The organism is Pseudomonas sp. p1(2021b), assembly GCF_020151015.1.
Classification (GTDB): domain Bacteria; phylum Pseudomonadota; class Gammaproteobacteria; order Pseudomonadales; family Pseudomonadaceae; genus Aquipseudomonas; species Aquipseudomonas putida_K.
The window spans coordinates 1135892-1142500 of sequence record NZ_CP083746.1 but is presented as its reverse complement, the minus strand read 5'-3'; the positions used below and the strand labels follow the sequence as shown (position 1 = coordinate 1142500).

General features: G+C 63.1%; 8 protein-coding genes. 1 reads left to right on the top strand and 7 read right to left on the bottom strand.

What is annotated here, in order from left to right; translation table 11 throughout:
* Positions 1 to 446: 446 nt before the first annotated feature.
* Positions 447 to 1649: a sensor histidine kinase gene (locus K8374_RS05355; protein ID WP_224458199.1), complete on the top strand. Its 1203-nt coding sequence runs from the start codon at positions 447 to 449 to the stop codon at positions 1647 to 1649.
* Positions 1650 to 1652: 3 nt separating this feature from the next.
* Here the strand turns inward: K8374_RS05355 and K8374_RS05350 are convergent, their stop codons facing one another.
* The 7 genes from K8374_RS05350 to K8374_RS05325 all read right to left on the bottom strand — a co-directional run bounded on the left by K8374_RS05350 (position 1653) and on the right by K8374_RS05325 (position 6533).
* Positions 1653 to 2522: an HlyD family secretion protein gene (locus tag K8374_RS05350; RefSeq protein WP_224458198.1), complete on the bottom strand. Its 870-nt coding sequence runs from the start codon at positions 2520 to 2522 to the stop codon at positions 1653 to 1655.
* A 12-nt stretch (positions 2523 to 2534) separates the two neighbouring features.
* Complete coding sequence (locus K8374_RS05345) at positions 2535 to 2741, bottom strand: DUF1656 domain-containing protein (protein ID WP_224458197.1); 207 nt, start codon at positions 2739 to 2741, stop codon at positions 2535 to 2537.
* A complete protein-coding gene (locus K8374_RS05340) occupies positions 2728 to 4716 on the bottom strand; it encodes an FUSC family protein (RefSeq protein WP_224458196.1) in 1989 nt (662 codons plus the stop codon). Before K8374_RS05340 ends, K8374_RS05345 begins: the two co-directional genes overlap by 14 nt.
* Positions 4717 to 4940: 224 nt before the next feature.
* The gene (ccoM, locus tag K8374_RS26315; protein ID WP_301178464.1) at positions 4941 to 5057 is read right to left on the bottom strand and encodes a cytochrome c oxidase subunit CcoM; all 117 of its coding nucleotides are present in this window, start codon (positions 5055 to 5057) and stop codon (positions 4941 to 4943) included.
* Between the two features lie 135 nt (positions 5058 to 5192).
* Positions 5193 to 5351 carry a hypothetical protein gene (locus K8374_RS05335; RefSeq protein WP_172402998.1) on the bottom strand — a complete coding sequence of 53 codons (159 nt, stop codon included), beginning with the start codon at positions 5349 to 5351 and terminating at the stop codon, positions 5193 to 5195.
* A gap of 61 nt (positions 5352 to 5412) precedes the next feature.
* Positions 5413 to 5739: an aspartate-semialdehyde dehydrogenase gene (locus K8374_RS05330; protein WP_084856110.1), complete on the bottom strand. Its 327-nt coding sequence runs from the start codon at positions 5737 to 5739 to the stop codon at positions 5413 to 5415.
* 98 nt (positions 5740 to 5837) lie between these two features.
* A complete protein-coding gene (locus K8374_RS05325; RefSeq protein WP_224458195.1) occupies positions 5838 to 6533 on the bottom strand; it encodes a M949_RS01915 family surface polysaccharide biosynthesis protein in 696 nt (231 codons plus the stop codon).
* Positions 6534 to 6609 lie beyond the last annotated feature (76 nt).

Below are 6609 nucleotides of genomic sequence, written 5' to 3'. Positions count from 1 at the left end.
TCCTCAGAGTCTGTCAAGCGTTTATTTTGAAGTTTTTCGTTCAACTTCAACCGCTTAACGCGCTGCGATCTCTCGTAGCGGGAGGCGAATCATACAGCGTTAAAACCTGCTGTCAACTGCCTTTTGCACCGCTGCCGATCTGTGAGACCGAAGCCTTCCGATACTACCTGAAGCGTTCAACCCATTGAATCTCAAGGAGTTTTGCGTTTCGACTGCGTCGGAAGTGGGGCGCATTATAAGGGGATTCAGAAGGGCGTCAACCCTTTATTTCAATTATTTGAAATATTTAGATTGAAGGCCGCATTTAAAGGCGAACAGGTACCGGCCTCCGGGGCTTCGGCATCTACCAGATCCAAGACAACCCAAGACCGTTCGCCAACTTTTTCCATCCCGCCCCAGCCCCCCGCTAGACTGATGCTTCTTACCGCCACGGACACTGCTCTGTCATGGCCAACGCCATCAACGCCGACATCGCCACCATCGGCCGCATCAACGCAGTCCCTGCTCTCCTCCAAGTCATCTGCGAGACCACCGGCATGCGCTTTGCCGCCGTGGCACGGGTAACCGAGAACAGCTGGACCGCCTGCGCCGTATTGGACAACCTGGGTCTGGGCCTCAAGCCTGGCGATGAACTCGACGTCACCACAACCCTGTGCCAGGAAATCCGCAGCAGCCACCAGACCATCGTGATCGACCAGGCCAGCGAGGACGACCAGTACGCCCGGCATCACGCACCACGGGTCTACCGTTTCGAAAGCTATATCTCGGTGCCGGTGCTACGCACCGACGGTAGTTTCTTCGGCACCATCAGCGCCCTGGACCCCAGGCCCACCTCACTCAAGGGCAGCGCCATCCAACCCATGATGGAATCGTTCGCCCGCCTGCTGTCGATCCAGATAGAAAGCGAGGAAAGCGCACAGCGCACCGAACTGGCCCTGCAGAAGGAGCGCGCCATGGCGGAGGTACGTGAGCAGTTCATCGCGGTACTCGGCCACGACCTGCGCAACCCATTGTTCGCCATCACGGCCGGGGCGGAGTTGCTCGTCCAGCGCTTGCAGGACGAGCGCAACCGCGCCATCGCCCGGCACATACATACCTCCGGCAGCCGCGCCACCCAATTGGTGCGCGACATGCTGGACTTCGCCCGTGGCCGCCTGGGCAGCGGCATCCCCATCAACCAGCAGCCCTGCCACGACCTGGCCGAGGCCCTGACCCATGTGGCCTCGGAGTTGCAACGGGTGCACCCACAGCGGCAGATCCTGCTGAACATCGGCGACATCGGCGGGCTGCACTGCGACCGCGAACGTATCGCCCAACTGCTCTCCAACCTGATCGCCAACGCTCTGGCCCATGGCGCCGCCGATGAGCCGGTCACCGTCACCGCGACGCTGCACGACGGTATCTTCATACTCAGCGTGCATAACCTGGGCGAACCGATCCCCGCACAGGTCCTGGCACAGCTGTTCCAACCCTTCTCCCGACCACTGTCCAGCAGACCACAGCAAGGGCTGGGACTGGGGCTTTATATAGCCAACCAGATCGCCCTGGCCCATGGCGGTTCCATGGAGGTCGTGTCGAACGCCCAGGTGGGCACGCTGTTCAGCTTCCGCCTGCCCGTCGACCGATCAAAGGGCAACGTAAGCCCATGACCCTCAACGCTCGGCCTGTGCCTCGTGCACCTGCACGCTGGCAGTCATCCCGGCACTGAGGTTGATGTCCTCGGGAATATGATCCAGGCGGATGCGCACCGGAATGCGCTGGGCCAGGCGTACCCAGTTGAATGTCGGTTCAACCTCAGGCAACAGTTGGCTGTCGGGATTGCTGTTGCTGTCGGTGATGCCGCGGCTGATGCTTTGCACATGGCCGTCGATCGCCTCGCCGGCGCCCATCAGCCAGACTTTCACCGGGTCGCCGACGTGGATGCGCGGCAGCTTGGTCTCTTCGAAATAGGCCTGGATATAGAAAGTGGCATCATCCACCAGGGCCATGACCGATTGGCCGGTGTTGACATAGTTGCCCTGAGCCAGGCGCAGGTTGGTGATGTGCCCGCTGCGCGGGGCCCGGACTTCGCTACGCTCAAGGTTGATCCTCGCCACCTGCAGCTGCGCCTGGGCTTCATGCAGCTCACCCCGAGCGACGGCAGCGTTGATCTGGGCATTCTCGCGCAGCTCGGCGCTGATCGCATCGGGGCCCAGGGCCGTGCGTCGCGCCGCCTCGCGCTCACGCAGGCGCAATTGGTGGGCGCGGATCTCGGCCACGGCACTGGCTTGGTCGAAAGCGGCCTGGAAGCGCTCGCGGTCGATGCTCATGAGCAGATCGCCGGCCTTTACCTGCTGGTTGTCGCGCACCTTGAGCTCGCGCACCCAACCGGATACGTCCGGAGCGATCACTACCACGTCTGCGCGCACCCGTGCATCACGGGTCCAGGGCGTGAGCATGTAGTACTGCCAAAGGTGATAGCCGGCGAATATGGCCAGGGCCACCACACAGAGGGTAACGAAGGCACGTACGGCGGTACGCATGGGTATCACTCCTTACAAAGGTCCCAGGACATGCACCACCAGGGACAGGACACAAACGAACAATGCCGCATCGAACAGCGCCTCGTGCCAGATCCACCGTCCCAGCGGCGTGGCCTGCACCACCAGGCGCAGCAGACCGGTGACCAGCAGCGCCAGCAACGCATAGATCAGAAACGGACTGAGCAGCACACCGCCCAGCGCCCATTCACGCAAGCCCATGGATCTCCTCCTGCCGATGGCACCACTTGCCCCAGCTGCTGCGCAGTTGCAGCACCGCACCAATGGCCAGGCGTAGCGGGTCGCTCGGCGGCTGACGGCGCAGCGCCTCGATGAATTGCTCGGTCGCCGCGTCCAGGCGCTGGCTGCGCCCTGGTGCCGGCCCACTGGCCAGCACGGCCTCCAACTGCTGTAGGTAATGGCGTACGGCTGGCCCCAGGGGTGCCTGGGCCACGGCCAGGCACATGCGCAGGTGCACCAGCTCGTCACCGATATCCAGTGCGTGCACGCCATCGTCCCAACGTTTGCGCTCGGCCTCCGGCAATTCGCTGGCATGCCTGGCCAGCTGCATCAGGCGGTCGGCCATGCGCCCACCGAACCAGCTGTCGGCACCACGCAGGTCACGCCGGGTCAGGCGCACCAAGTCGCTTTGGGTCGCTGCCCGCAGGCGACGGCCGAGCCAGGCCGGGTGGCGCAGCACCACCAGGCGGAAGGCCATGACCGCGGCTCCAACACCTAGCAACATGGCCTGGGCGCTATTGAGCATGGCCGCGACATCGAACTGCATGGCATTGAGCGGGGCCACCAACACGATGAAGTGCAGGCAATAGGACGTGGCAGTCGCACCCGTGCGCGGATGCGCCATGCCCAGGGCTCCCAGGAACAGCGGCACTCCCATCCCCAGGCAGAGCATGGCGAAACTACTCCATTGCGGCAGAAGAATCTGCCCGACAAAAAAGGCCACGGGAATGGCCAGCAGGATGCCGCGCAGGAAGCTCAGGCCGATCTGCGCGCCGTTCTCGCGGCTGGCGAACAAGCTGCAGACCACACAGGTCAGCACCAGCCCGCCCGGCGCCGCCGGCCACGCGGTGGCCAGCCAGAAACTGGCCATGGCCAGAAAGGCCAGGGCACTGCGTGAGCCAAACAGCAACGCCAGCGGCAGGTCGCGGTGGGCAGCCAGGCCTTGGGGCACGTCCTTCGGCGCCCTGCCCTGCTCGGCGTCCTGCAAGGCCTGGGTCGCGGCCATGGCGACATCCAGCAACAGGGCCATGCGTGCCAGACAATAGTGCTCGGCCGAGCTGATCTGCTCGTCATGGGCGGCATCCCAGATTCGCTGGCGCAACAACAACAGGCTGGGCGGGTCGGGCTCGGCCAGTTGCGCACGCACCTCGTTCAACCAGGGCGCCAGCCGATCGGCCTCGGCTTCATCGAGCTGACGCCATTGGCGTCGCACCGAACGCGAGATACGCAGCAACACCATGAGCTTCTGGCTCAGCCCACGAATCGCCCTGGCCCGTTGCCGGCCACGGTTGCCTTCGAACCAGGCGTGTTCACGCTGAGCATCGATGGCGACGATCCGCCCGAGGATTTCAAGCAAACCCTTGCGTGCCTCGTCTTCGCCGCCCAGCATGGCGCTGGAGGCCTGCAAGCCGTTCTGCCAGGCCTGGCGCGCCTGGCCTGCGAGCTGCTGCTCGACGCGCATCGGCCAGAGCAAGGCGCTGGTGGCCGTGGCGCAGACGATCCCCAGGCAGATCTCGGTGCAGCGCGCTACGGCCTGGTCGAACACCTGCAAAGGATGGTTGATCGAGGGCAAAGCAATGATCGCCACGGTGTAACCCGCCAGTACGAACGAATAGGCCCAGGCACTGCGCAGCTGGGTGGAGGCTGCGGTACACAACGCAAGCCACAGCGCCAGGGTCAGCAGAAACAGCCAGGGTGCCTGGGCGAACAAGGCGATAAAGACCACCGACATGAACGTGCCCACCAAGGTGCCGGCCAGGCGGGCCAAGCCCTTCTGCACCACCATGCCCGAAAGCGGCTGGGCGACGATGAACGCAGTCATCAGCGCCCATGAAGGCTGCTCCAGGCCCCAGCGCATGGCCAACCACAACGCCAGGCCACCCCCGAGCAAGGTCTTGATGGCGAACTTGAGGGCGAGGTTGCTGGGTGCGAACAGGGCCTGGAAGGTGATGGGCACGAATCGGACCTTGCGGGGGTGATGATTAAAAAGATAGACAACGGCGCAAGGATAAAGCGTGGCGAATTAATTAGCTAGCTAAGCATCATTCAAAGAAACACATCCCACACAAGCCCGCACCTACACAGGACTGCGTTGCCCCAAAGGCGTTGGGAAATTCCAGACAAAAAAATGGGCGACCGAAGTCGCCCTAAATGCCTTGCGTGCTCGTGAACCTGGAAGGCTCAGCGCGGCTTGCGCTTGCTCGAATCCTTCCAGATGAAAATGCCCAGACCGGCGAAGAACACCAACATCAACCCGACCGTTACCACACCGGCGATAACCACATTGTCGAAGAACATGTCGGCCTCCCGTTTCGTCTGCCGTTGTCCGATGGGTGCAAGGTAGCGAATATCGGGGGAGGGAAAATTGACCGGAGTCAATGGTGCCCTGGGGCGGGCACGCGAGGCGGACGCAGGGTTGATCTACATCAAGTTTCAGCGCTTCTTCGGCTTGCCCTTGGGCTTTTTCTTCGGCTTGGCCAGCGGCATGGCCTGCTCGAACGCCTGGCGGACCTCATTCAGGCGCTTTTCCTTGAGGTCATGGATACGTTTGGTGCGCTCGGCACCGAAATCGATCAGGTTGTCTTGGCTCATGGGCGGGCTCGACTGACAGCGGAGACTTGCATGATGAAGCCTGACGCCCGTGCTGACCAGCTCAGACTTCGATGTCCACCAACAACCCCTGGCGGGTACGCTCGCCCAAAGGCGCCACCGGCACGGTATTGTCGGCATTGAGTTCGTCGCCGGGCAAGGCGCTGTAGCGTTCGTCCTGGTCCTTCTGCCGACGCTGCTGCTGGCGACGCTGCTCCTCGCGCAGCAATAGCGCCTGCTCCTGGGGGTCGCGCTGGTGCTTGAGGTCGACGGTGCCGTCGCTGGAAGCAGGCTGCGCCGGGACCACCGGAGGAATATCCGGGGTCGGTTTGACCGGGTCCTGTTGCGAAGTCACCGGTGCGGCACTGAGCGGGATGATCGGCGGCAGCATGGAAGGGTCTCCTGTGGCCACTGTATCGGCCGGTCATCGACGGCACTTGAGCATTGGCCCGCCGGTTTGTGCGGTCTGTCACAACCTCGTGGCAGCTTTTATTCGAGGTCTTCGCCCAGCGGCTCGTCGGGTGGCGAGCTGGCTTCGCTCCAGGGCCGCTTGTAGACCTGATGCCACACTGCGTCCATGTGCTCGCGTATCACTTGCGGTGCATTTTTCAACGAGGCGCTGTCTTCCCGCTCGCCGCCGACAGGCTCCTCGCCAGCCGGAATGATCAGCGATTGGCCTGTGATGGTGTAGGTCGCCTGGCCTTCGCGCATCTCGATAGCGATGTCGTGCGGGTCGATGCCACCGCCGCAGAAGGCATGGCTGGCCACGGTGAGCTCGGCGACACCATCCTTGTTCAGGTCGCTGGCGTCGCTGACATCGGTGTAGAAGTCTACGTCCAGGTCCAGCCCCGGGCAGCTGGTTTCCTGCTCGATCTGCCAGCGTGGGGCGAACACGTCCGCCTCGGCGCCGCGCCCGTACAGGGTGGCCTTGAGCATGACCTTGTCCACCTCCTGTTCGGTCTCGGCATCGGTGGCCTGGCCATCGACGCGGCTGAGCACCAGCAACCCTTCGCCGTCACGGTCACGGAAATGCACGCTCTTGAGCGGCGTCCGCACACCCAGTACCTCCAGCTGTTCAGCCGGAATCGGTGGCAGGGTTTCGAAGTTCTTCTGTTCACAAGCGGCCAGCAGCAGCAAGCTGCCCATGGCCAGGGAGGCGTTCAACCAGCGGTGCTTTGCAGCCATGTGGTGTGGGCCCTCGTCGCAGGACGTTGTTCGTCGATGAAGCAGCTAGACTCTAGATTCTTTGGTCTACCGGCCC